19 protein-coding genes are annotated in these 23,308 nt (G+C 46.9%); 13 read left to right on the plus strand and 6 right to left on the minus strand.

The annotated features are described in order from the left end of the window. Positions 1-249: 249 nt before the first annotated feature. Positions 250-993, plus strand: a complete 744-nt coding sequence (locus MKY19_RS03000; RefSeq protein ID WP_042184662.1) for an IclR family transcriptional regulator — start codon at positions 250-252, stop codon at positions 991-993. A gap of 132 nt (positions 994-1,125) precedes the next feature. Here MKY19_RS03000 and acnA read toward each other — a convergent pair whose 3' ends face one another. Beyond that, positions 1,126-3,867, minus strand: coding sequence for an aconitate hydratase AcnA (acnA, locus tag MKY19_RS03005; RefSeq protein ID WP_042184665.1), 2,742 nt, complete (start codon positions 3,865-3,867; stop codon positions 1,126-1,128). Between the two features lie 267 nt (positions 3,868-4,134). Here acnA and MKY19_RS03010 point away from each other — a divergent pair, with 267 nt between their 5' ends. The 9 genes from MKY19_RS03010 to MKY19_RS03050 all read left to right on the plus strand — a co-directional run bounded on the left by MKY19_RS03010 (position 4,135) and on the right by MKY19_RS03050 (position 11,920). Next, the gene (locus MKY19_RS03010; RefSeq protein ID WP_339248406.1) at positions 4,135-5,169 is read left to right on the plus strand and encodes an amidase domain-containing protein; all 1,035 of its coding nucleotides are present in this window, start codon (positions 4,135-4,137) and stop codon (positions 5,167-5,169) included. A gap of 22 nt (positions 5,170-5,191) precedes the next feature. Beyond that, positions 5,192-6,283: a D-alanine--D-alanine ligase gene (locus MKY19_RS03015; RefSeq protein WP_042184669.1), complete on the plus strand. Its 1,092-nt coding sequence runs from the start codon at positions 5,192-5,194 to the stop codon at positions 6,281-6,283. A 47-nt stretch (positions 6,284-6,330) separates the two neighbouring features. Then, the gene (locus MKY19_RS03020) at positions 6,331-6,648 is read left to right on the plus strand and encodes a hypothetical protein (protein WP_042123954.1); all 318 of its coding nucleotides are present in this window, start codon (positions 6,331-6,333) and stop codon (positions 6,646-6,648) included. Further along, positions 6,645-7,652, plus strand: coding sequence for a UV DNA damage repair endonuclease UvsE (uvsE, locus tag MKY19_RS03025; protein WP_339800186.1), 1,008 nt, complete (start codon positions 6,645-6,647; stop codon positions 7,650-7,652). Before MKY19_RS03020 ends, uvsE begins: the two co-directional genes overlap by 4 nt. A 237-nt stretch (positions 7,653-7,889) precedes the next feature. Further along, positions 7,890-8,774, plus strand: coding sequence for an inositol monophosphatase family protein (locus tag MKY19_RS03030; RefSeq protein ID WP_042184672.1), 885 nt, complete (start codon positions 7,890-7,892; stop codon positions 8,772-8,774). Between the two features lie 15 nt (positions 8,775-8,789). After that, the gene (locus MKY19_RS03035; protein ID WP_076285870.1) at positions 8,790-9,050 is read left to right on the plus strand and encodes a hypothetical protein; all 261 of its coding nucleotides are present in this window, start codon (positions 8,790-8,792) and stop codon (positions 9,048-9,050) included. 127 nt (positions 9,051-9,177) lie between these two features. Next, on the plus strand, positions 9,178-10,470 hold the full coding sequence (locus tag MKY19_RS03040) for a stalk domain-containing protein (RefSeq protein WP_339800188.1): 1,293 nt from the start codon (positions 9,178-9,180) through the stop codon (positions 10,468-10,470). Positions 10,471-10,570: 100 nt separating this feature from the next. Further along, a complete protein-coding gene (gene def, locus MKY19_RS03045) occupies positions 10,571-11,122 on the plus strand; it encodes a peptide deformylase (RefSeq protein WP_339804128.1) in 552 nt (183 codons plus the stop codon). Positions 11,123-11,299: 177 nt separating this feature from the next. Continuing rightward, entirely contained in the window at positions 11,300-11,920 is a 621-nt protein-coding gene (locus MKY19_RS03050; RefSeq protein WP_042184679.1) for a hypothetical protein, read from the plus strand. A gap of 73 nt (positions 11,921-11,993) precedes the next feature. Here the strand turns inward: MKY19_RS03050 and MKY19_RS03055 are convergent, their stop codons facing one another. Both MKY19_RS03055 and MKY19_RS03060 read right to left on the minus strand, forming a co-directional pair. Continuing rightward, positions 11,994-13,310 (minus strand): glutamate-1-semialdehyde 2,1-aminomutase, encoded by a 1,317-nt coding sequence (locus MKY19_RS03055; protein ID WP_339800191.1) that lies wholly within the window; start codon positions 13,308-13,310, stop codon positions 11,994-11,996. A gap of 122 nt (positions 13,311-13,432) precedes the next feature. Next, positions 13,433-14,485 carry an LCP family protein gene (locus MKY19_RS03060; protein WP_339804131.1) on the minus strand — a complete coding sequence of 351 codons (1,053 nt, stop codon included), beginning with the start codon at positions 14,483-14,485 and terminating at the stop codon, positions 13,433-13,435. 66 nt (positions 14,486-14,551) lie between these two features. Here MKY19_RS03060 and bcp point away from each other — a divergent pair, with 66 nt between their 5' ends. Both bcp and MKY19_RS03070 read left to right on the plus strand, forming a co-directional pair. After that, entirely contained in the window at positions 14,552-15,058 is a 507-nt protein-coding gene (bcp, locus tag MKY19_RS03065) for a thioredoxin-dependent thiol peroxidase (RefSeq protein ID WP_339800194.1), read from the plus strand. Positions 15,059-15,181: 123 nt separating this feature from the next. After that, complete coding sequence (locus MKY19_RS03070) at positions 15,182-19,465, plus strand: acyl-CoA dehydratase activase-related protein (protein WP_339800196.1); 4,284 nt, start codon at positions 15,182-15,184, stop codon at positions 19,463-19,465. 81 nt (positions 19,466-19,546) lie between these two features. On the opposite strand, the gene MKY19_RS03075 is transcribed toward MKY19_RS03070, so the two are convergent. From MKY19_RS03075 to MKY19_RS03085, 3 genes are all read right to left on the minus strand, one after another. After that, the gene (locus MKY19_RS03075; RefSeq protein ID WP_231573377.1) at positions 19,547-19,858 is read right to left on the minus strand and encodes a zinc ribbon domain-containing protein; all 312 of its coding nucleotides are present in this window, start codon (positions 19,856-19,858) and stop codon (positions 19,547-19,549) included. Positions 19,859-19,949: 91 nt separating this feature from the next. After that, the gene (locus MKY19_RS03080; RefSeq protein WP_076301085.1) at positions 19,950-20,900 is read right to left on the minus strand and encodes a YafY family protein; all 951 of its coding nucleotides are present in this window, start codon (positions 20,898-20,900) and stop codon (positions 19,950-19,952) included. Positions 20,901-21,084: 184 nt separating this feature from the next. Continuing rightward, positions 21,085-21,753, minus strand: a complete 669-nt coding sequence (locus tag MKY19_RS03085; protein ID WP_076285863.1) for a DedA family protein — start codon at positions 21,751-21,753, stop codon at positions 21,085-21,087. Positions 21,754-21,860: 107 nt separating this feature from the next. Between MKY19_RS03085 and MKY19_RS03090 the strand changes: the two genes are divergently transcribed. Continuing rightward, the gene (locus MKY19_RS03090; protein ID WP_339800200.1) at positions 21,861-23,273 is read left to right on the plus strand and encodes a polysaccharide deacetylase family protein; all 1,413 of its coding nucleotides are present in this window, start codon (positions 21,861-21,863) and stop codon (positions 23,271-23,273) included. The last annotated feature ends 35 nt before the right edge of the window (positions 23,274-23,308 follow it).

The following is a 23,308-nucleotide window of genomic DNA, read 5'->3' on the forward strand; positions in this document are numbered from 1 at the left end:
GTGAGTACTAGTGCCTAGGATAATTTGTCGAAAATGATACTAAAGCATTAGTATATTTAATATGTTTATCGTAAGTTGAAGCACTTACAAAGTCAATGAATTGGACCGTTTTGTAATGTAACTGTAAAGTGCGGACCAGTCTTTTTCGGCTCAGTGAATATACTGGACTTTCCGTAGAGTTTTGCACTAAGATAGAGTTAGTTATAATGTAACCGCGTTTCATTTGATGAAACACGAAGGGGGATTACTGTGGAGGACCGAAAGCTTACGGTACGCGCGGTAGAACGTGCGCTTGATATATTACTTTGTTTTACGCAGGACAGAGATTTAGGGTTAACGGAGATCGCATCAAAGATTGACTTACATAAGAGTACAGTCCACAGATTGCTGGCAACACTAGAGGAAAAGGGCTTTCTTATTCGCAATCCGGCGACAGAAAAATACAGGCTGGGTATACGAATCTGGGAGTTGTCGACGCATCTGCCTGCTTTTGACGAGTCGGCAGCGGTATTGCTGCCATCTATGGAACGGCTGAGAGATCGACTCGGAGAGACGGTCAGCCTTTACTTACGGGATGGTATTGAACGCGTACGTATTCAGGCGGTACAGAGCCAGCAAGCGATTCGTAGAGTTGCACAGATCGGTGCGAGGCTGCCATTATCCGTAGGGGCGTCGAGTAAGGTGTTAGCAGCGTATGCACCACCTGAGGTGTTGAGAGAGCTGCTGGAGAGTTCGGAGTGGCCGGATTACGTTGAGAAGAGTGTATACAAAGATCAGCTTAATGAGATCATCCGGCTGGGGTATGCTACGAGTTTCGAAGAACGTGAGTCTGGTGCGGCCGCTGTGGCGGTACCAGTCACAGGCCGTAGTGGAAATGTGATTGCGGCGTTATCGCTGTCAGGGCCGGTCAGCCGCCTGTCTAGGGACACGTTAGTAGAGTATGCCGCCATCTTGAAGGAAGCAGCAAGTGAAATGGGCATGATGATTCCATAGCCCAACATGAGAAAAACGGCCAGTCTCCGGATGATCGGAGGCTGGCCGTTTAATATCCAAATATAATAAGACAAGGGAGTGTCTCTAGCCTTAATGGCCAGAGGGCACTCCCTTGTGCGTCTTGCGATAAACCTATTCTACCGATACAGCCGAAGAATCTGTGGCATCCGCCAGCATTTGACGAAGTACAGTTTGTAGAATACCACCATTGCGATAGTAATCAATATCAACCGTACTGTCGAGGCGTGCTGTGACAGGGAAATCGAACTGAGTACCGTCTTCACGGGTAGCGGTAACAGTTAGATCTTGGCTTGGCGTCACCTCGTTATCGAGACCTGTAATGTTGAAGGTCTCACGTCCGGTCAGTCCCAAGCTGCTCCAGCCGTGACCTTCCTGGAATTGCAGAGGAAGCACACCCATACCAACCAGATTGCTGCGGTGAATCCGCTCAAAGCTCTCAGCGATAACAGCTTTAACACCCAACAGAAGCGTGCCCTTGGCAGCCCAGTCACGTGAGCTTCCTGTGCCGTATTCTTTACCGGCGATAACGATGAGATTCTGTCCAGCGTCCTGATACAGCATGGAAGCGTCATAGATGGACATGACTTCATCGCTTGGCAGGAAGGTTGTAACTCCGCCTTCTGTACCTGGAGCTACTGCGTTACGAATCCGAATATTAGCGAATGTACCACGCATCATGACTTCATGATTTCCGCGGCGTGAGCCGTAGGAGTTGAAGTCTGCACGTTCTACACCATGATCGCGTAAATATTCGCCGGCAGGACCAGAGGTAGAGATATTACCTGCAGGTGAGATATGGTCGGTCGTTACGGAGTCAGCAAGCAACGCCAGAACGCGTGCATCCTTGATATCCTTGATGTCTCCCAGACCGTCTGCCAGATGCTCAAAGAATGGCGGATTCTGAATATACGTGGAATTATCATCCCACTCATACAGTTCGCCTTGTGGAACAGGGATAGAATTCCAACGTTCATTAGCAGTGAATACATTCTCGTATTTACGACGGAACATCTCCGGACTAAGGGAGAGGCCGATTGCTTCACGAATTTCAGCAGTAGTTGGCCAAATATCCTTCAGGAATACTGGTTCACCTTGTGGATCAAATCCGAGCGGTTCAGTCTGTAAATCGATATTTACAGTGCCAGCCAGTGCGTAAGCAACTACGAGCGGCGGTGAAGCCAAGTAGTTGGCTTTGACCTGAGCATGTACGCGGCCTTCAAAGTTACGGTTACCGGAGATTACAGCAGCTACGGTCATATCGTTATCAGTGATGGCTTGGCTAACCTCTTCAGGCAATGGACCGGAGTTACCGATACAAGTAGCACAGCCATATCCCGCCAAGTAGAAGCCCAGTGCTTCAAGTGGCTTCAGCAAGTCTGCTTTTTCCAAATATTCAGTAACAACCAATGATCCTGGAGTCAAGCTGCTCTTAACGTATGCTGGTTTGGTCAGACCACGTTCCACAGCTTTTTTCGCCAAAAGACCTGCACCAAGCATAACGCTAGGGTTAGAAGTATTCGTACAGCTTGTAATCGCTGCGATCACGACCGCGCCTGTGCTTAGCTTGCTTTTGGTGCCATTTTTATGTTCTATTTCTACAGCTTGGGCGATTTTCTCATCGCTGAGACCGTAACCGCCTTTGTCTACAGGTGTACGGATAATACCTTCGAAATTTTCTTTCATATGCGTAAGTTCGATCCGGTCTTGCGGACGTTTTGGTCCAGCCAAGCTTGGAACGACAGAAGCTAGGTCAAGTTCAATTACATCGCTGAACTCAGGATCTGGCGTATTCGAAGTGCGGAACATGCCTTGTGCTTTGTAATAAGACTCAACGAGCTCTACCAGATCATCTGGACGACCTGTGCTGCGAAGATAAGCAAGTGTCTCTTCATCTACAGGGAAGAAACCGATCGTTGCTCCGTATTCTGGCGCCATGTTTGCAACCGTTGCCCGGTCAGCAAGACTGATGTTAGCAAGACCAGGACCGTAGAATTCGACGAATTTGCCGACTACGCCCTTTTTACGCAACATTTCAGTCACTGTCAGAGCCAAGTCTGTTGCTGTAGCCCCTTCGATAAGACTGCCTGTAAGCTTGAAGCCCACTACATCTGGTGTAACAAAATAGAGCGGTTGTCCGAGCATACCTGCTTCAGCTTCAATACCGCCTACACCCCAGCCCACAACACCAAGTCCATTGATCATCGTAGTGTGGGAGTCCGTTCCAACAAGGGAATCTGGATAAACGACAGTTTCACCATCGATAGTTTTAGTGGTGGCTACGGAAGCCAAATACTCCAAATTCACCTGATGCACGATACCGGTAGCTGGAGGAACTGCACGGAAATTATTGAAAGCGGTCTGTGCCCAGCGAAGGAAACGGTAGCGTTCCTCGTTGCGCTCAAACTCCACGTTCATATTGTATTCCAAAGCGTCTGCCGTACCGAAAGCATCAACCATAACAGAGTGGTCAATTACAAGGTCAACGGGAACGAGCGGGTTGATCTGTTTAGGATCTCCGCCGGCTTTCTTTACGGTGTCACGCATAGCTGCCAGATCTACGACTACCGGAACACCGGTAAAGTCCTGAAGTACGATACGAGCAGGGATAAACGGAATTTCTTTATTGCGATCAATGTCGCCTGACCAATCAGCCAATTGTTTCACATGTTCTTCTGTAATCGCCCGTCCGTCAAATTGACGAACAGCCGCCTCAAGTAATACTTTGATCGAGAAAGGAAGGGAAGAGATAGAGCCCAATCCTTGTTCCTCAAGGGAGTTAAGATCATAATAGCGATAAGATTTGCCACCTGATTCCAGGGTGCGGGCCAACGAGAAATGATCCTTGCTTGGCATATGTGCGCCTCCTTGTTTCATCTATTGAAACTCAATTTCACATTGCATGTTATTTAATTATAACGGTTACAAAGAGGGGAGTAAAGTTTTTTTTCCTATATATAAAGCCCGAATATCGCATCTCAGAAACCATTTAGAGTTACCTCTAAAACGTAAGCTATAAGCAAAGCATATGCCCTACCATGTAAATTGAAGCGATCTGTATAGCGGCCTGTTTCCTTTCATATACATAGAGCAGCAGTTAAAAGGGAATGAAGGGGTGCGAGTATAATGGAACAACAGTGGAAGCAGAGTCTATATGTATATGTAGATCAAGTGAATAAGGCCAGGGTGGAACCTAAGTCCTCATCGCAAACAGTTTCCGTATCCGTTAAAGATCCACGTTTTCTGGTGGAGCAAGGGGAACGTTCACGCCGTATCGCTGAATGGTATACCGCTCGTGGGATCACTCCGCTGCGTGGAGAAACAGGTGTAAAGACTTTACGGACCGTCCGGCAGACTCCGACTGAGGTGGTAGCAGAGGTTACGCTGCATAGTGCACTCTATTATGAAAAAGGAGGCGTTAACCACCGCGAGGATAGGGTTGAGCTGGAGCGGCTGACCTTTGTGCGGGACGGAGGGGGTTGGGAAATCGCTGCTATAGAACGAACCATTCCCGAAAGGAATACAGTTCATAGAGCTGAGGTGGAGTTATCAGGCAGGTTGTCCAAATGGGGGGAAGCTTTGCCTGCTCCGCTGCCATCACAGCCCCTTCTAAACCGGAATATTCTTGGTGAGATCTCGGGCTCAAGAGAGGTTCGCTACAACCGTGAAGAAGCGGTGGCTTATGCCGATCGTTGGTGGAAAGACGGGAATCCGGAGTTCGAAACATTTGAGGTAGATTGTACGAATTATGTCTCCCAATGCCTCTTTGCAGGGGGCGCGCCTATCAACTATACTGGTAAAAGAGAAACGGGTTGGTGGTACAAAGGCTACCAAGGAAAACAAGAATGGTGGAGTTATAGCTGGGCTGTATCAGACAGTCTGCAGCGCTATTTGAGCGTTAGCCGGAGCAGTGGCTTGCGTGCGGAAGTCATGGAGCGGCCGGAGCAATTGATGCTGGGCGATATCATTCAATATGACTGGGATGGTAACGGGCAATATCAGCACAGCACGATCGTCACAGCCTTTGATGCTGGTGGCATGCCGCTTGTGAATGCACGTACAGTTAGCAGTCGTCATCGCTTCTGGGACTATCGTGATTCCTACGCATGGACGGATCAAACGAAATACCGTTTTTTTCATATTAACGACTATTTATAAGACAGAAAGAGGTTATAAAGGTATGGGGAACGCAAAACTAACCGTAGGGCTGGTGTACGGGGGCAAATCCGGAGAACATGAGGTATCTTTACAGACGGCTTTTGCCGTGATGAACTCATTTGATTACGATAAATATGAGATTATCCCGTTTTATATTTCAAAACAGGGCTTGTGGAAAGTCGGAGAGACGTTATCGGCACCTTATAGTGAGGTAGAGCAGCTCAAGCTTTCAGAGGCAACGGAAGATATGGGCACAGCCCTGAATGTAGTATTTAGTGGACTATCCGGTGCGGATAAAGCGGTGGACGTTATGTTCCCACTGCTGCACGGCACGTATGGCGAGGACGGAACAATTCAAGGGTTGTTCGAAATGGCGAATATTCCTTACATTGGGGCTGGTGTTCTTGCCTCTTCGGCAGGGATGGATAAGGTTGTTATGAAGAAGCTATTCGCTGATGCAGGTCTGGATCAGTGTGAATATTGTTATTTTAACATCAGCGCTTGGAAAAGAAAAAGCCATGAGTTGATTGTGGGTGTAGAGGATAAACTGGGATATCCAGTATTCGTAAAGCCTGCTAATCTGGGCTCAAGTGTAGGTATTTCTAAGGCTTCTGATAAGGAAAGTCTTGTAAAAGCTATAGATTTCGCCTTCCGTTATGACACCAAAGTCATTATTGAGGAATTCGTGGATGCTCGTGAGGTAGAGGTCGGTGTGCTCGGAAATGATGAGCCAGAGGCCTCTGTTCCGGGTGAAATCGTTTCTTCTGGAGAATATTATGACTACGCAGCTAAATATACGGATGGTAAATCGCAAATGATGATTCCTGCGCCAGTAGATTCTGAAGTTGCTGATCGTTTGCGGGAGTCCGCGATAACCGCTTTTAGAGCGATTGAGGGTAGCGGGATTACCCGGGCGGACTTCTTCCTGCGGAGATCGGATGGTAAAATTCTAATTAACGAAGTGAATACGATGCCTGGCTTCACTCCTTACAGCATGTATCCGCTATTGTGGCGTGAGACAGGTGTATCCTATAGAGCTCTGTTAGACCGTATGATTGAGTTAGCTTTAGAGCGCTATAATTTCAAACAAGGTCTTAAGTATGATAACGAGTAATTGAAGCTACTAGCGGGTTCATCCCGACTGGAAAGGGGCGACAAAATATGGGTTTTCAAACTGAATTCAATTCCGTCTGTAAGTTCAAGAATGAACAAGAGCTGTACGAGCTGCTGGAGTATGGGCGTACCAAAATGGTGAAGCAGGGCTTTCGCGTGTATCCGACGGGTCAGAAGGTGATTGCCTACACACCTGAGAATGTAGCTGTAGCGATCGTCAAAATCTCAGCCTCGATTGCAGAGATTAATTTTCAGGGGCATGAGGTTACAGCGGTCGAAATGGAACTCGTGCGTAAATTGAATGAAGAAGAATCAAAAGTGCAAACTGCACTAGCAGATGAAATGTTTTTTGGAGCGCAGGGATGATTGTCCGTTTTGGATATGTAGCGATGTCCACCGTTATCAAAGACTGCTCACCATCCAAGACTATGACGATGGCCTCCTTCAAGAAGCTGGATGACCGTGAAGCGGCACTTCGGCGTTTGGAGAACCTCGCTCGGATGAATCTGCACAATACGCTGCGACTAATGAAGCATAATGTGGGTTCGGACATCTTCGTGTACCGTCTCACTTCCAAGTTGATTCCTCTGGCGACGCATCCTGATTTACAGGATTGGAATCCGTTTGCTGCGCTCGCTGAGGAATTCGCGGAAGTGGGGCAATATGTGAAAAAGCATGGGATGCGGGTGTCTTTTCATCCAGATCACTTTACAGTGCTTAGTACACCCCGTCCTGAGGTGCTAGTAAGTTCCATCCGGGATTTGCAGCACCACACGGACATGCTAAATGCTATGGGACTTCCTGCCATGGCGAAGAACAATATTCATATTGGCGGAGCCTATGGGGACAAGCCGGTGGCAGCCAAGCGGTTTGAGAAGCATTTCCGCGCGCTACCAGCAGCGCTGCAGGCACGTATTACGCTGGAGAATGATGATAAGACCTTCACAGCCCCGGAGACACTGGCAGTCTGCCAGAACGTAGGCCTGCCGATGGTGCTGGATATTCACCATCAATGGGTGAATAATGAAGGAGAGCTCCCTTGGGAGCTGTGGCCTGATATTCAGCAGACATGGCGAAGCGAGCTTGCGCAGAAGGATGTTCCGTCTGGAGAGCTTTTCCCGCCTAAGATTCATGTATCTAGTCCGCGCAGTCCGTCTGATCCACGCAGCCATGCAGATGGTGTGGAGCCTGCGCCATTAGTAGCTTTTTTAAAGCGGATAGCTGCAGATACCCCTGCTATTGATGTTATGATTGAGGCAAAACTTAAAGATGGTGCGTTATTTGGATTGATGGAAGCAATGAAGGAGCTGGCTGATGCCGGTAACGGAATTTCTGTATTAAATGGGGCAAGTGTGAATATCGAACCTTAAACAATGAAAATAAGGCGATAGGTCCCGAATACGGGCCCTATCATGACTTGATATGTAACTTGAAATAGGGTACGTTGAATGAAACTTTATTACGATTAACATTCAAGGGATCATAGAAATGGGTATCCCTTATGGCGGAACTTTGAGAACGTTTTGGCGTATTGAACGGTATTGTGAATAGGATTGCTTTAAATTTCATGCCAATGGCGATTATGTTCAAGGAAGCGGAGTGAAGATATGAGTCCTTTAAAACCAGAGGGTAAGAAAGAACGTGAACCCTATGTAGTAACAAGCAAGGGACATACGGCGGTAGCCATTAATGCTGCTGCCAAAGCAGGAGAATGGATAAAAAGCAGACAGGGCCTGGTGAAGGAACTTAATACAAAGACATCAGCACAGGATCTGGTCACGGAAGTAGATAAAGGCGTTGAACAGATGATTCGCAGGTTGATCCTGACACATTATCCAGATCATGCGATCCTCGGTGAGGAAGGCGTTTCCCCGGGAGCAGCAGCAGCAACCGCTGCATTGGAAGAAGCTCGTGAGCATGAATATCTGTGGATTGTAGATCCTGTAGATGGTACGACAAATTTTGTACACGGATTTCCTTTTTACTGTGTCTCCATTGCTTTAGTGATTCGTGGAGAATTAACGGTGGGGGTAATTTACGATCCGATTCGTGATGAAATGTTCGTTGCAGAAAAAGGTAAGGGAGCCTACATGCATGGTGTTCCTACCGCAGTCTCTACGGAGGACGTTTTTGGAGACAGCTTGATTGCAATGGGCTTTCCACCGGACCGTGAATTTGCGCAACCTGTGAATATGGCAGGACTGCAGAGCATTCTTCCGCAGATTCGTGGTATTCGTGCAGGAGGTTCAGCAGCTCTACACTTGGCTTATGTGGCAGCAGGTAGAGTAGATGGATACTGGGAAGTAGGCTTAAGCCCTTGGGATTGTGCAGCAGGAGTGCTGCTAGTGCTTGAATCAGGGGGCAGAATTACGGATACGCTTGGGCGTCCATACGATATTGGCACTCGTCATATAGTAGCAAGTAATGGTCATATTCACGAATATTTGGTTTCGTCACTGAAGAATGCTGAAGCAACAGGATATAAGCTTTAGGGAGGACGATGCATCATGAGCGAGAAGGATGATCTGGAACGCAAGCTAAGCGAAATGTTGGTTGATGGTGAGATGGAACAGGGTGACCGTATAGCTAAAGAAATCCGTGAGATCTCTCCGAAGTATGAAATTCGTATCCAGACCACAATGGATCCTATTGTGGAGGAGACGCTGCGGTATCGTAAGATTGGACATGAACTAGACGATCGTTATGATAAATATCTGGAACGTGCCGGGAAACATTTGAATTCACAAGAGGATTCAAATAAAGAATAAGACATTCGTTTCTAGCTGTGATAATAATTGTGATGTTCAGAGCGGTTTCCCGAATATGGGAGGCCGCTCTTTTGCGTTGCTATCAGGGATGGTAGAATGAGAATTAGAACATTTTGGGAGGGATACGATGCTAAGTAAGTGGAGAAGAATTTTAGCAGCTAGCACAAGCAGTATGCTTTTGTTATCTGTGCTGATTGGCGTAGGTGCCGGATCGGCAAATGCAGCTGACACGTCTACAACACAAGATGCAAGTCAGGATGTCTTTCGCATCGTAGCTCTTGGCGATTCGATTACTGCCGGATACGAGCCGGGAATGACGGATGTGAATACCAAGCCTTACGGTTATGCGGAGCGACTACTGGAGCAGGGGTGGTATCATGGCCGGAGCGAGCTTACCAATTATGGTATTCTTGGATTGACCACTGCTGGATTACGTAATTACACTGGAGCCATCAAGGACGGCTCAGCGATTACCGCTGAAGGTATTCAGTCAGGTCTTCCAGATCCGCGGATTGACCAATTCGTAAAGTTAACCCCGCAGATCGCATCAGAGCTGAAGGAAGCCGATCTGATTACGATTACAATTGGCGGGAATGATGTAAGCCGTCTTTTCTTACAGGTGAAGGAGCTGACAGATACAGATTTTGAATCTCAGCTGGAGCAGAAGCTAGCGGATTACAATACGAATGTGAAGGCGAGTCTTGAGAATATTCGTGCGATAAATCCTCAAGCAACAATTATATTGGCTGACCAATACCAGCCTGCTCCTAAGATCGCTCTTGGTGCGATGTACACTAAATTGATGACCGCAGCAGCGAAATTTACGGATTCGGCAGATCGTGTGGCTGCAAGTATGAATCAAGAGGGAGCAAAGGTAGTAGTAGCTCATGTAGCGGCAAAGTTTGCCGGCTCAGAGGGATCACTCACACATATTATCGGGGCAGGACAAGCGGATTTTCACCCTACGCAGCTTGGATACGAGACCATTGCAAAAGTATTTGCTGAATTACAATGGGGGGAATACCGCATTCCCACTGTAGCGGTGATGGCTACGGATACTGTACCGATGTCGATTGTTGTAAAGGGTGTGGAGTTAAATACGCCGAATAAGCCCATCCTTAAGAATGGTCAGAACTTCTTGGCGCTTAAAGATATTCTAAATGCCGTAGGCGCTAATGGAAAGTGGGATAATAAGACCTCCAGTGCTACTATTGAATACGGTGGCCGGACGGTTGTAATCACGATCGGTAGCAAATTTATTAAGGTGAATGGACAGAATGTAGCCATTGATACCCCTGCTTTTCTGCAAAAGGTAGGCAAAGAAGATAAAACTTATCTTCCCCTTGCCGCATTGGCGACCGGACTTGGATTTGATGTTAATTATAGTAGCAAACTGCGAACGGCTTTCATAAATCCATAAATCTGCATACTATATCATAGGTATTTTAAATTAAGCCCGTAAGGCAAAGGTGGATGGAATATTGTCTAGTTCAAAATTTAGTGCTGAATATATCATCACTATGGATGATATTGTACGGGAAGGTCATCCCGTACTTCGTACCGTAGCTCAACCAGTGGAGCTTCCTCTACAGGAGGAGGATCGTGAGACTCTGCAATGTATGCTTCAGTTTCTGAAGAACAGCCAGGACCCGGAGATTTCCGAAGAATACAATTTACGCTCTGGCGTAGGTCTGTCGGCGAATCAAATCGGACTGTTGAAGCGTATGTTCGTGATGTATTCTACGGACGAGAGAGGGAGGATTGTAGAGCATGCTTGGGTTAACCCTAAGATCATCAGTCACTCACTAACCATGGTGTACTTACCGGAGAGCGAGGGGTGTCTGTCCGTTGATCGGCCGGTGCATGGTTTTGTACCTCGTTATGAATCTGTGAAGGTAAAGGGATATGATCTTGAGGGGAAGGAAGTGGTCCATAAATTTAAGGGCTACCAAGCCATCATTATCCAGCATGAGATTGATCATCTCGATGGGATCATGTTCTACGACCGAATCAACAAGGAAAATCCATTCAAGCTTCCTCAGGGAGTGGAAATCCGTAACTTGTACGAGTAAAAGAAAATCTCTGAATCATAAAGCGTGTGGTCTTGCAGCATAAAGCTGAGGGGTACATGCTTTTTTTTTGCTATCTGCAAGATTGAAAGATTTCGAATATTTTACAAATTAATCCACAGGAGGTACCATATAGCTAATGGGTAGAAAGTAACTTTATTATAAGAAGGAGGTTATTAAATGGGTTGGGGTAGAATGCCAATAAGAGGCGTGGTCAACGAATATAATGATGAGGTTAAGAAGATTGATGAGCAGATTTTGACTCTGATTCAGGAACGTAAAGCTATAACAGGCAAAAAACGGTTCTCCCCCGAAAGTGAGCTCCTTGAGGAATGGTCAACTAGATTCGAGATGGACACTTCTCAGATTGTACAGTATATACACAGTCTGAATGAGGCTGTGCCCAGACGGAAATATTGGGAAGAGCCCGGTTTACTGCTCGGCGTACTTCCAATTGTGAAGCGGACAGTCCTCGAAGATTGCGAGTATACACTTACACATGCTATGCAGTATGAAACGCTCAGTATAGTTACTGTGGAGATTAAGTATTTAAAAGAAACAGTGGAGCAAGTTTATCTTAAACCGGCTCTAACATTGGAGATTTTGAGCGAGGCAGCCTATGAAATCCAGCAGCATGGAGGTCACGGAGGGGGAGCTCATACACAAATGCAGTTCTTGGTCTCGCCACCGCTGCCAGCGGATCTGGATACGGTTCAATTTGCCTTAATACCCGGAGGAGACCAAATGTTTCGACCTGCCATGACAGAGATTATATTGGACAAGCAAATTGATTTCGAATAGTGCCTATGCAAAAAACCTACCACCAGAAGCTTGGTGGTAGGTTTTAGTATGTTTAGTGGCTGTAAATAACGTCTTATTTCTCAGCCGCCATAGCGCGGAAGGATTCTTCTGCTGCAATCAGCGTAGCGTCGATATCTGCATCGGTATGTGCTGTCGTTAGGAACCAAGCTTCATATTTCGAAGGGGCGAGGTTAATCCCTCGGTTCAACATGTGCCGGAAGAAGCTACCGAACAATTCGCCATCTGTATCCTGTGCCTCATCGTAATTCGTAACTGGATGCTTACAGAAATGAGTAGAGAATGAACCACGGATGCGGTTGATCGTCAGTGGAATGCCATGACGGTCAGCAGATTCCTGAAGACCGTCGACAAGGCGGATCGCAAGCCGTTCCATCTCATCGTATACGCCTTCTGCGCTCAGCACTTCCAGACAGGCGATCCCTGCGGAAATGGAAGCAGGATTTCCCGCCATTGTTCCCGCTTGGTATGCCGGTCCTAGTGGGGCTACTTGTTCCATCACATGCTTACGTCCGCCGTACGCGCCGATCGGTAGACCGCCACCGATGATTTTGCCGAGTGCTGTAAGGTCAGGAGTAATGTCTTCATGGTTATCCAGTCCTGCATATGTCTGTGTGGAACCATAGTGGAAGCGGAAGGCCGTAATGACTTCGTCATAAATAACGAGTGAGCCGTTAGCATGAGTCAGCTTGCAGAGCCCTTCGAGGAATCCGGGCTTCGGCATCACCATACCGAAATTACCGACGATCGGTTCAACCATTACAGCGGCGACATCTTCGCCCCATTTTTCTAGTGCCTCTTGCAGGCTTTCCAGATCATTAAAAGGAACAGTGATTACTTCCTGTGCAATACTGCTAGGAACGCCGGCACTATCTGGAATGCCAAGCGTAGAAGGCCCGGATCCTGCTGCTACGAGCACTAGATCAGAGTGGCCGTGATAACAGCCAGCGAATTTTACGATTTTGCTGCGCTTTGTATAAGCACGAGCGACACGAATGGTAGTCATAACCGCTTCTGTGCCGGAATTGACAAACCGGACTTTATCCATAGACGGAATAGCTTCTTTAAGCATTTTAGCAAGCTTAATTTCGAGCTCTGTTGGGGTTCCGTAAAGAACACCATTCTCAGCTGCAGTGGTAATTGCCTTCGTTATATGTGGGTGAGCATGGCCGGTAATGATCGGTCCATAGGCTTGGAGATAGTCGATATATTCATTGCCATCTACATCCCAGAAGTGAGATCCGCTGGCACGTTTCATAAATACAGGTGCTCCGCCTCCAACGGCTTTAAAAGAGCGGGAAGGGCTATTTACACCTCCAACGATATGTTGAAGGGCTTCGTGATAAAGTTGCTCAGATGTGGAACGATTCATAATGTGATCATCCTTTCGATTGTTGGTGCTCATGGCAACGGGCGAACAACGGTGTTTCCGCTGTCCGCCCGTATTATACCATTGCCTGTAGTGTCTACTTGTGAACGTTGCTTGTCAGATCTTTATTGGGTTCCGCTAGTGTTACTATTTGAAGTAGTTTCTGGTGAACTTGAAGGTGTAGGCGTTGGCTCAGGGCCATTTAAGGTATCCTGAACAAATTCCTTTAATTTTTTCTCACTGCGAATGCCTATAACCTGCGATCCGTCACTTGTAGTTTCCTCTTTGAGCAGATCCATTGGCGGAATTTGCTCACTACCGCCCATGGTACTATCGTACCCAACGGTTGCAAGCTTCCACATATCATTTACTGTCAGATTAGTTTCGATATAAGGCGTAACTTGAGACAGGATATTCGGTAGCTTGATTATGGATGTGGTCTTGATCAGCTTGTCAGCCACAACCTTGAGAAAAGCACGCTGGCGCTCGGTCCGAGTGAAGTCGGAGGTAGCGTCATGTCGAAAACGTACATATTGCAGAGCTTTATTACCGTCGAGATGCTGATATCCTTTTTTAAGATCAATGTCATACTCGGGACCATCTGCAATGGTCTTGTACACCATATCTTTCTCGACTTCATAATCTACCCCACCAACGGCATCTACTAGCTTGATGAATCCTTGGAAGTCCGTGTAGACATAATATTGAATCGGGATGCCGAGCAGATCGCTTACAGTCTGCATCGCCGTGTTAGGTCCATAAATGATAGCTGAATTAATACGTTTTTCGCCGTGATCTGGAATCGGAACGTAAGTGTCTCTAAGAATTGAGAATACGCTGATTTTCTTCTTCACGGGATCAAGTGAGGCGACAAGCATTGTATCGGAACGAGGAATTTCCCCCTTCTTGACACCGCGGGCATCCACGCCCATTAGTAGTATATTAACAGGCTCTGTACCTTCCCATTTTGGAGGTTCTGGAGTGTCAACATCAACGGTCTCAGCATCCTTGAATGGTGAATTCTCGGTGTTCGACATGCTGCCAAGCTCATTGACAATGGAAGTGAAGTAGTAAGTGGCCCCACCGATAATAAGTAGGAGTATAATGGCCAGTATCCAAAGCAGCGGTTTCTTTTTTGACTTATTAGTCTTTGCGTGCCTTTTCTTTCTAGGTGGCATTTCTCGTTCTTCCTTTCGCATTCACATTCTCTACATTATAATTTCTTTTGGGGATACGCGCAATTCATGCTCGATCCTCCAATATCAAGAAGGAGTGGATATAACTTGAACGTAGTAGCTATTGGACAAAAAGTACCGAATTTCACTCTTCCGTCTTCCAACGGGCAAGAGGTTAGTTTAAGTGTTTACCTGGGCCGAAAGGTCATTTTATATTTTTATCCTAAAAATATGACACCAGCCTGTACGCAGGAGGCCTGCGAATTCCGGGACGCCCACGATCAGATTACTACGCTTGGTGCGGTTGTTTTAGGCATCAGTCCAGATCCTTTAGCTTCGCATATGAGATTTATGGAGAAGAACAGTCTACCCTTTCCACTGTTGTCTGATGAGGATCATAAGGTCAGTGAAATGTTCGGTGTATGGCAGCTTAAGAAGCTCTATGGTAGAGAATTCATGGGCATTGTACGTTCTACTTTTCTGATCGATGAGCAGGGGATCTTAGTGGAAGAATGGCGGAAAGTACGAGTAAAGGGTCATGTAGCATCTGCCATAGCAGGGATTTCCAAATCATAAAGTTTGTTAATAACTTTTTGTAAAAGTCTGTTACATTTTTAACAGCTTTCATAAGGTGTTGTCATGATATAGTTTCCTCATAATTGCTTCAAATTTGGAGCAAGACGAGGTGGTGTAGTGATAATGCTGCGTATTGGCCTTGATATCGGATCAACTACTGCGAAAGTGGTTGTTATAGAGCGTAACACTATTGTTTATCAGGACTATGTAAGACATTATAGCGATATAAAAAAAGCAGCCCTCTCTCTTCTATCTGATGTACAGAGCAGATTTCCTGAGAGAGGCGCAGCCCTTACTGTAAGCGGTTCCTCGGGCTTATCTTTATCCAAACTGGGAGGCGTACCGTTCGTTCAAGAGGTGATCGCCTGTACAAAGGCGATTGGCGAGCTGATTCCAGAATGCGATACGGCGATTGAACTGGGTGGTGAGGACGCCAAGATCATCTATCTCCGAGGTGGCATTGAGCAGCGTATGAATACGGCTTGCGCGGGAGGAACGGGAGCATTTATTGATCAAATGGCATCACTGCTACAGACCGACCCAGCGGGCTTAAACGCATTGGCAGAGAAGCATGAGCGAATCTATCCTATCGCTTCACGCTGCGGTGTATTCGCCAAAAGCGATGTGCAGCCGCTATTAAACGAGGGGGCCCGCCGGGAGGACGTGGCGGCTTCAATCTTTCAGAGTATTGTTAATCAGACGATCAGCGGTCTCGCTTGCGGACGTCCGATTCGCGGACGGGTGGCTTTCCTTGGCGGACCGCTAACCTTCCTGCCAGCCCTGCGTCAGCGTTTTGCTGAGACGCTTGAACTTGCGGAGTCAGATATTCTTTTCCCCGAGCGGTCGCAGTATTTCGTAGCGATTGGATCAGCACTCTCTGAAGCGGATCCTACTATTTTGCCGCTTTCAGGCTGGATCGCGCGAATAGCGGCTGTGGATTTTACAGCGGATCGGGCAGCGGATGCTGAATTACCACCGCTGTTTGAGAACCCCGAAGAGCTTGCTGCGTTCCGTCAGCGCCATGGTAAAGCTTCTGCTGCCAGATCAGACCTGGCTGTGTATCGTGGCCCTTGTTATCTGGGGATCGATGCGGGGTCAACAACAACCAAACTCGTATTGACCGGCTCTGCTGACGAAATTCTACATACCTTTTATGGCAGCAACAATGGGAATCCCTTGTATTCTGTCAGTGAGGCACTGAAGGAAATGTATCGGGTTCTACCGGAAGGCTGTTATATTGCAGGTTCTTATGTAACAGGTTATGGAGAGGGGTTAATCAAAGCCGCTTTATGGACGGACGGCGGTGAAGTGGAGACGGTTGCTCATTACAAGGCCGCATCTAAGTTCATGCCGGAAGTAGACTTTATTCTGGATATCGGCGGACAGGACATGAAATGCATCAAGATCCGCGGCGGTGCTATCGACAGTCTAATGCTCAATGAAGCCTGTTCGGCAGGCTGCGGCTCTTTTCTGGAGAGCTTTGCTTCTGCGCTCGGATTAGGTATCGAGGAGTTTGCGAAGTCAGCGCTGGAAGCAGTCAAACCTGTTAATTTGGGTTCCCGCTGTACGGTATTCATGAATTCTAAAGTGAAGCAGGTTCAGAAGGAAGGTGCGTCGCTGGCTGATCTTTCGGCAGGTCTTGCCTATTCCGTAATTAAGAATGCCCTGCAAAAAGTAATTAAAATTCGCAACCCTGAGGATTTAGGGCGGAATATTATTGTTCAGGGCGGCACCTTCTATAACGAAGCCGTATTGCGGGCCTTTGAGCGCCTAACGGGGAGAACGGTAGTCAGACCGGATATTGCTGGCGTTATGGGAGCGTACGGTTGTGCACTGATTGCCCGTGAGCAAGCAGGGGCTGACGGAAAAAGTACACTGCTTGGACCGGAGGAAATAGCCAACTTTAAGTACGAGGTATCTTCAGGTCGCTGTGGCCGCTGTGGAAATAACTGTGCGTTAACGATCAGTCGGTTCCCGGACAAGAGCTTCTACGTTACAGGCAATCGCTGTGAACGTGGTGCAGGAGGCAGGAAAGAGAAGAATGTACTGCCAAATTTGATGCAGTATAAGTATGAACGCTTCTTTGACTATGAAGCATTACCTGAGGCAGGTGCAGCACGGGGCACTGTCGGTATTCCACGTACGATGAATATGTTCGAGAATTACCCGTTCTGGCACACTTTTTTCACCAAACTTGGCTACCGGGTAATTCTCTCTCCTAAATCAAGCAAGAAGCTCTATGAAAGTGGGATGGATACGATTCCTTCAGAATCGATCTGCTATCCTGCAAAGATGGCGCACGGACATGTGCAGAGCTTGATCGGTAAAAGCGTCGATTTTATTTTTTATCCTGCCGTAGTGTATGAGAAGAAGGAAGATGAAGCAGCGGATAATCATTTCAATTGTCCGGTGGTCGCCTCTTACCCTGAGGTCATTCGCAACAATATGGATGGACTAAAGGATAATGGAATCACTTTGGTCAGTCCGTTTCTGACCTTCGACGATAGATCTGCGCTGACTAAGGGACTCGTGAAGACATTTACAGGGATTCCGAGAGAAGAGATTGCGAATGCTGTGCAGGCAGGACTTGCTGAAGCTGACCGCGCCAAAAGTGATGTGCGTACCAAAGGTGAAGAGACGCTTGCGTATCTTGCCAGCACTGGGAACAAGGGAATACTTCTCTGTGGTCACCCTTATCATGCGGATCCTGAAATTAATCACGGCATTGCAGATATGATTACCGGTATGGGACTCGCCGTGCTGACAGAAGATTCTGTCTGCCATCTGGACCGAAGTGAAGGGGATGTGGCGGTAGTTAATCAGTGGACCTATCATGCCCGAATGTACCGCGCAGCCCGCCTTGCCGCAGTCCGAACCGACCTGGAGCTTGTTCAATTGACTTCCTTCGGATGTGGGATTGATGCGATCACCTGTGATGCCGTACAAGACATTATGGAAAGGCATAACAAAGTATATACGCTGATCAAAATCGATGAGATTAGCAACCTTGGCGCTGCGCGCATTCGGCTGCGTTCACTGCTGGCAGCGATGCGCGAACGGGAAAAAGGAAAGGTGCTGCCACAGAAGCCGCCTAAAATACAGGCTAATGTAGCATTCACGAAGGAAATGAAAGAAACGTACACGATCCTTGCGCCGCAGATGTCGCCCATTCATTTTGAATTGTTTGAACAGGTCTTCCGCGATGCGGGATACCGTCTCAAGATCCTTGAAACCACTGGGCCTGAAGAGACGGAAGAGGGCCTTAGATACGTTAACAATGATGCATGTTATCCCGCTATTGTAACGATAGGGCAGATTCTGTCGGCACTGAAGAGTGGGGACTATGATCCGAATCGTACCGCTGTAATCATGTCACAGACGGGCGGTGGCTGCCGGGCGACGAATTATATTTCTTTGCTCCGCAAAGCCCTAAAGGATTCAGACCTCGAACAGATTCCTGTGATTTCGCTGAATGCTTCTGGAATGGAGAACCAGCCAGGCTTCCGAATCAGTCTTAAGCTGGCAAATCGGCTGATCGCTGCGGCTTGCTATGGTGATCTAATGATGCGGTTGCTAAATCATTTTAGGCCGTATGAGGTCGTTCCACAGAGTGCTGAGCGTTTATTCCGTAAGGGGATGGAGCGCTGTAAGGTCAGTCTAGTCAACTTCTCGTTCCGAGAATATAAACGTCTGATTCGTGAAATTGTAGCCGATTTCTGTAAGCTGCCCGTTACAGGTGCTACTAAACCAAGAGTAGGCATTGTTGGAGAGATCCTGATTAAATTTCATCCGGACGCCAACAACCGCATCATCGAGATGATTGAGGCAGAGGGCGGAGAAGCGGTAATGCCAGACTTCTTAGATTTCATCTTTTATTGCGTGTATAATCCGATCTACAAAGCCGAGCAATTCGGTAAAAGTAAACGGCTAGGATATATTAATCCGATGTTGATCTCCTATCTGGAGATTTATCGCAAGCCGATAAAGGTAGCTCTTGAGGATGCTGGACTGGCTAAAGGACGGGAAAATATTTATGGTCTTGCTGAGAAGGCCAGCCGACTGGTATCCGTAGGAAATCAGATGGGTGAGGGATGGTTCCTGACTGCAGAAATGATGGATCTGCTGGATAATGGTGTGAATAATATTGCTTGTATTCAACCGTTCGCCTGCTTGCCCAATCATATTACCGGGCGTGGGATGATTAAGGGCCTTAAGGAGTTGTATCCAGGTGCGAATATCGTCGCCATTGATTATGATGCTGGAGTTAGTGTAGTTAACCAAGCGAATCGAATCAAGCTGATGATGTCGATTGCTAGCAGTCATGAAGGGAATGCTGTGTCTGATTTAGAACCATCACTTAAACCGCTGCAGCAGCCCCTACTTGAAGGCTCCTACAGTTTGACCTGAGCTTAAAAAGGTAACATATAGAAGAAGTGCCTATAAAAAGCGGACCAAGAATTCACTTGGTCCGCTTTTTTGTGCTGATTATTAGTTTGTTGAAGGAGAGCTGGCTACGCCTCTCCATCGTTTCAGATGAGGCAGCTGTTCGGCGAGTAATTTGCGGGCGACAGCCTCATCCATTCCTTCTTGAACCAAGTAGCCTGTACAAATGTCAGACATTTCTTGCAGCGTAATATCAGGCTGTTTAAATGCTCCATCTTCGTAGCAGTATACACAATAATCCTCGATCTTTTGCCCTTCCTTGTTCGTTCCAAGTAGATCTTCCGTAGGCATAGGCATCCCACAGCTTTGACAAAATTTCGGTTCGCCTTGCATTTGCCCTACATGCTCTTGATTCATATACAGCACTCCTTTTAAAAGTATGCGAAGCTTATGAGCACTCGCTTTAAGTACATTATAGAACTATGAATCTGACGACATACCGTCAGGTTTAAAGCGAGGTTGCATATTTTTTGGCAACCCCAAGAGCCAACTCTCCAAGCTTCTGACGAATATGTTCCGGCTCTAGCACTTCTAAAGCCGTTCCGAAGCTGAGCAAGAAACCATAGAGCCATCCGTCCTCGGGATAATGGATGGACACGTTATATCCACCATGTCCGTCCGGTTGAAGCTCAGTGGAGTCAAAGCGATCTTCCGCTAGATGTCTGCCTTCAGCTGTGAAGTGCAGAAGGATTGGCGACACTACTGAGGCAGAAGTCACTCGCTGATAATCAGTGCTCCAGGGCAGCTCATGCATGTCCCTATCTTCTCTAATGAACTCCCGTTTTTCTTTAACGAGTCCTTTCATACGATGCAGCTTGAATAATCTGAAATCCTGGCGTTGCAGGCAGTAACCATACAAGTACCATGCTTGTCCTTTTAAGACTAAAGTATAGGGCTCGACAGAACGCTGACTGGACTGCCCCTCGGCATTGACATAATCAAAGGCCACAGTTCTGTTTTCTTCCAGCGCCTCTTTTAGAGTTGCAATCTTCTCTTCTAGGATAGGCTGAAGACCCCAAGGAGAGAAATCGATGATGAGCTGGGTCGTTTTGCTACGGAAAGCGGCGGTCTGTGAGGGCGGGATTACGCTACTGATCTTCTCCATGAGCAGAGTGTGTTCAGTTCCGCCATAAGAGGAGACGCTTTGCAGAGCGGAAAAAATATCAGCCAGCTCGCGGTCGGTCAATACATTGCGGTCTAACCGGTAGCCTTCCATAAGGCCGATACCACCACCCGATCCCTGATAGGTGACGATAGGAATTCCAGCCCCATTAATACTTTCAATATCACGGTAAATGGTACGCACGGACACTTCGAACATGTCGGCGAGCTCCTTCGCCTGAATGAGACGCCGGTTCATTAGTAGAATGACGATAGAGAGCAATCGATCAATTTTCAAAAAGTAGAGCCCTCCTTTTCGGATAATTTCGTTATGTAATGATGTACTACATCTTAGCAAATCCTTGAAAATAAAGCATGGATGAAGCCTCGGACGCTGGGTTTTGCTGGGGGAGCAGGGTTTTCTGTAATTGCTATACTGTTGGCAGGGTATGCGTTGATACGTAGTAAAAAGAGCGGTGAATTCACCGCTCCTTGGAAGGTTTTTTAATCTGGGCCTGAATCCGAGTGGCAGCTTTGCCAGGGAAGAGGCGGGCACCAATGTTTTTGCGATAACGGTAAATGATCACAAGAGCTGCTATTACTGCACCACCAGAAATAATCCAAAGCGCATAGGACTCGAACAAATGGAAGATGCCCATCCACTGTGGACCAAACACCTTTCCGATGCTAAGAAACAGCACTACCCAGAATACGGCTCCACTATAAGCATATAGGGCGAATTTACGGAAGGGAAGCGCGATAATACCAGCAAAATAACCTGTAAAGTGCCGTACCCCTGGAATGAAATAACCGATAAAAATTAGAAAGCTTCCGTATTTCTCAAACCATTTCTGTGTTTTTTCTAGCTTAGTAGGTGAGAATAGAAACCATTTTCCATATCGCTGGATAAAGGGCATACCGGCTTTTAATCCGACAAAATAGGTGAGGGTCATCCCAGCTGTGGTGCCTGCAAAAGCAACTACAATTAGCGTAAAAAAATCAAGTCTCCCAGTATAGGAAAGGAAACCGGCAAACGCCATAGTGGTCTCTCCGGGAAAGGGCAGGGCAACGAACTCGAGAAGTAATCCAAAGAATAATACGCTATATCCATATTTGGTGAATAATTCTTGTATAAAACTCAGCATTTCCATAAGATTGTCACTCTCCAAGAGGCAGTTGCCTTATTCTATTTTACAGCTTGTCTTCATACAATCTACCAAATGGCTTTTAAGCCAATAGAATGCTGGAGGTAGAGAAGATGAAGGGTAATAAAAGCGCACACAGCCGCCGAAAGTTGATAAGCGGATTGCTCGTTATGGTTGTAATATTCATCGTAATGCTCGGATGGAGTATAGGGAAAAACTTGAATTCATGGGAGCTCCGATCCTTGCAGCCCGCTAGCGCCGAGTCTGTATCTGTTAAGAATAAGCTTACCGCAGCGACGATGCAAGATTTGCCATCTGCAGTAGAACCACTCGCTTCTGCACCTCCGGAAGTTCACTCCTCTTCAAGTGCGGCCCTTACTGTGACTCAACTCCCTCAAGCTAATGGGGTAGAGAAAATATCCAAGGTTTCGACAACGAGTTCTGCAATCACAGCAGCCAAAAAATCTAAAAAAACAGTCTATATTACATTTGACGACGGACCTAGCGATAACACCTTCAATGTACTTGAAATTTTACATCAGGAAGGTGTGAAGGGAACCTTTTTTGTTCTTGGTAATCAAGCGAAAAGCCATCCTGAGCTCATCGACTCCATATGGGAACAGGGCCATGCGATTGGCAATCATACCTATAATCATAATTACCATGATTTATATAGTGGATTCACGGAATTTTGGAATCAAATTAAACAGACTGAAGAGATTGTTCAGGGGATTACAGGGGTTCGGCCACAGCTTATCCGCGCCCCAGGTGGAACCTATGATCATTTTGATAATACCTATTTCAATTTATTGAAGCAAGCAGGTTATAAGGTGATGGATTGGACGGTGGATAGCGGCGATTCTAAACGGAGAGGCGTGCCAGCCTCAGAAATTTTGAAGGAATCCACAATGGATATGAAGTCTTCCCAGGTTGTTTTGCTGCTACATGATGGTGGCGGTCATCAAGAGAGCGTCAAAGCGCTGCCGGACATTATTGCACGCTATAAGGCGGCTGGATATGACTTTGGCCTATTGGATGAAACGGTAGAACCTGTACAATTTAAAGTCTCTGCAAAAGCCACTAATTTGGTGCGGAAAAAGCCTTCAGAAGCTTGGGTCGCCTCAAATATCACACCGAATGCGGAGCTCTTTGCGCCTGGAAAGCCATTGATTCTGGAGGTAGGAAAGCTGGAGACGAAGCTGAATCCCGGGGAATATTCCGTGCGAAATGGACAGTATATGGTTCCGCTTCGTGCTGTAATTGAACAGCTTGGAGGGCGAGTTAGCTGGGATGTGAATAGCCGAAGTGGAGAAATAGATTGGAACGGGAAAGCGGTCATTGCCGATGTAATGAACAAACAATTGATTCTAAACCATCCTGATAAGGGTCAAAAGACAATCGATGCGAGGATAGAAATGATTGGTGGATCGATCTGGGTATCGCTACGAGAACTGCTGGAGACAACAGGTCATCCTCCGCTTAATATAAGCGTTACTGAAGTAGAACGCCGGGTAAAAACATTCTGAAAGAAGAGCTGAGGCTGTCTAGTAAAAAGAAAAAA

Origin of the sequence: Paenibacillus sp. FSL R5-0744, assembly GCF_037972555.1 — a bacterium.
Taxonomy (GTDB): domain Bacteria; phylum Bacillota; class Bacilli; order Paenibacillales; family Paenibacillaceae; genus Paenibacillus_AQ.

Bases quoted from the DNA above. Each gene is read 5' to 3' on its own strand.
- acnA (WP_042184665.1), bottom strand. From the start codon at position 3,867: ATGCCAAGCAAGGATCATTTCTCGTTGGCCCGCACCCTGGAATCAGGT.
- MKY19_RS03015 (WP_042184669.1), top strand. From the start codon at position 5,192: ATGGGGAACGCAAAACTAACCGTAGGGCTGGTGTACGGGGGCAAATCC.
- MKY19_RS03020 (WP_042123954.1), top strand. From the start codon at position 6,331: ATGGGTTTTCAAACTGAATTCAATTCCGTCTGTAAGTTCAAGAATGAA.
- uvsE (WP_339800186.1), top strand. From the start codon at position 6,645: ATGATTGTCCGTTTTGGATATGTAGCGATGTCCACCGTTATCAAAGAC.
- MKY19_RS03030 (WP_042184672.1), top strand. From the start codon at position 7,890: ATGAGTCCTTTAAAACCAGAGGGTAAGAAAGAACGTGAACCCTATGTA.
- MKY19_RS03035 (WP_076285870.1), top strand. From the start codon at position 8,790: ATGAGCGAGAAGGATGATCTGGAACGCAAGCTAAGCGAAATGTTGGTT.
- MKY19_RS03040 (WP_339800188.1), top strand. From the start codon at position 9,178: ATGCTAAGTAAGTGGAGAAGAATTTTAGCAGCTAGCACAAGCAGTATG.
- def (WP_339804128.1), top strand. From the start codon at position 10,571: ATGGATGATATTGTACGGGAAGGTCATCCCGTACTTCGTACCGTAGCT.
- MKY19_RS03050 (WP_042184679.1), top strand. From the start codon at position 11,300: ATGGGTTGGGGTAGAATGCCAATAAGAGGCGTGGTCAACGAATATAAT.
- MKY19_RS03055 (WP_339800191.1), bottom strand. From the start codon at position 13,310: ATGAATCGTTCCACATCTGAGCAACTTTATCACGAAGCCCTTCAACAT.
- MKY19_RS03060 (WP_339804131.1), bottom strand. From the start codon at position 14,485: ATGCCACCTAGAAAGAAAAGGCACGCAAAGACTAATAAGTCAAAAAAG.
- bcp (WP_339800194.1), top strand. From the start codon at position 14,552: ATGCTCGATCCTCCAATATCAAGAAGGAGTGGATATAACTTGAACGTA.
- MKY19_RS03070 (WP_339800196.1), top strand. From the start codon at position 15,182: ATGCTGCGTATTGGCCTTGATATCGGATCAACTACTGCGAAAGTGGTT.
- MKY19_RS03075 (WP_231573377.1), bottom strand. From the start codon at position 19,858: ATGAATCAAGAGCATGTAGGGCAAATGCAAGGCGAACCGAAATTTTGT.
- MKY19_RS03085 (WP_076285863.1), bottom strand. From the start codon at position 21,753: ATGGAAATGCTGAGTTTTATACAAGAATTATTCACCAAATATGGATAT.
- MKY19_RS03090 (WP_339800200.1), top strand. From the start codon at position 21,861: ATGAAGGGTAATAAAAGCGCACACAGCCGCCGAAAGTTGATAAGCGGA.